The 984-nt window shown below is 56.3% G+C and carries 2 protein-coding genes; both read right to left on the bottom strand.

What is annotated here, in order from left to right:
- Window positions 1-164 precede the first annotated feature (164 nt).
- A complete protein-coding gene (gene rplL, locus ABRP88_RS11345) occupies window positions 165-554 on the bottom strand; it encodes a 50S ribosomal protein L7/L12 (RefSeq protein WP_005276856.1) in 390 nt (129 codons plus the stop codon).
- A gap of 88 nt (window positions 555-642) precedes the next feature.
- Window positions 643-984 (bottom strand): 50S ribosomal protein L10 (rplJ, locus tag ABRP88_RS11340; RefSeq protein WP_349837257.1); only part of this gene is annotated, 342 nt, incomplete at its 5' end.

Genomic DNA, 984 nt, shown 5'->3' with positions numbered 1-984 from the left:
GCCGAAAAAATGGCCGAACTGCTAAGCTATGCCACCGAAATCTAAAATCGTGTTTCCACGACCACTAGAATCCGCCGGAACCCGCAAAACGGGAGAAACCCCCATCTCCCACCGCGTATAGCGCGGTAAGAGTGGGGGCTTCGAAAGCGTGAAGCTCAGTTAAATTACTTGAGCTCGACGGAAGCGCCAGCCTCTTCCAGCTTGGTCTTAGCAGCCTCAGCGTCGTCCTTGGAAGCGCCTTCGATGATGGCCTTAGGTGCACCCTCAACCATTTCCTTAGCTTCCTTCAGGCCCAGGCCGGAGACGAGCTCGCGGACAGCCTTAATAACGCCGATCTTCTTAGCGCCAGCGTCGGTCAGAACGACGTCGAACTCGGTCTGCTCCTCAGCAGCGGAAGCGCCGCCCTCAGCCGGAGCGCCCGGTGCAGCAGCGGCAACCGGTGCAGCAGCCTCAACGTCGAAGACGTCCTCGAATTCCTTAACGAACTCAGACAGTTCGATGAGGGTCATTTCCTTGAAAGCTTCAATGAGCTCGTCCTTGGTGAGCTTAGCCATGATGGCAAGTCCTTTCTGTGTTGTGTGCTTGTTCCCCAGTGATGGGGTAACAGGCACGGTGTTTTATGTGTGCGTCTGTTGTGACGACTTAAGCTTCTGCTTCCTTCTTGTCCTGCAGAGCAACAACGGTGCGAACCGCCTTGGTTGCAGGAGCGTTGAAGACAGCGGCTGCCTTCGCCATAGAACCCTTCATAGCGCCAGCCAGCTTTGCGAGGGTGGTCTCGCGGTTGTCCAGCTTGGCGATGGCCTGAACCTGCTCCGCAGACAATGCGTCGCCGTCCATGTAGCCACCCTTGATGACGAGTGCCTTGTTGTCATCAGCAAACTTGGTGATGACCTTCGCAGCATCTACTGCCTCGCCCTTGATGAACGCAATTGCGGTCGGGCCAGTCAGCAAATCATCAAGACCTTCGATGCCAGCTTCGTTGGC

Source organism: Corynebacterium sp. KPL2734, assembly GCF_040225595.1.
GTDB lineage: Bacteria > Actinomycetota > Actinomycetes > Mycobacteriales > Mycobacteriaceae > Corynebacterium > Corynebacterium rhinophilum.
Note: the sequence above shows the minus strand (reverse complement) of the source record. Positions and strands in the feature narration are given on the sequence as shown.

Bases quoted from the DNA above. Each gene is read 5' to 3' on its own strand.
- rplL (WP_005276856.1), bottom strand. From the start codon at position 554: ATGGCTAAGCTCACCAAGGACGAGCTCATTGAAGCTTTCAAGGAAATG.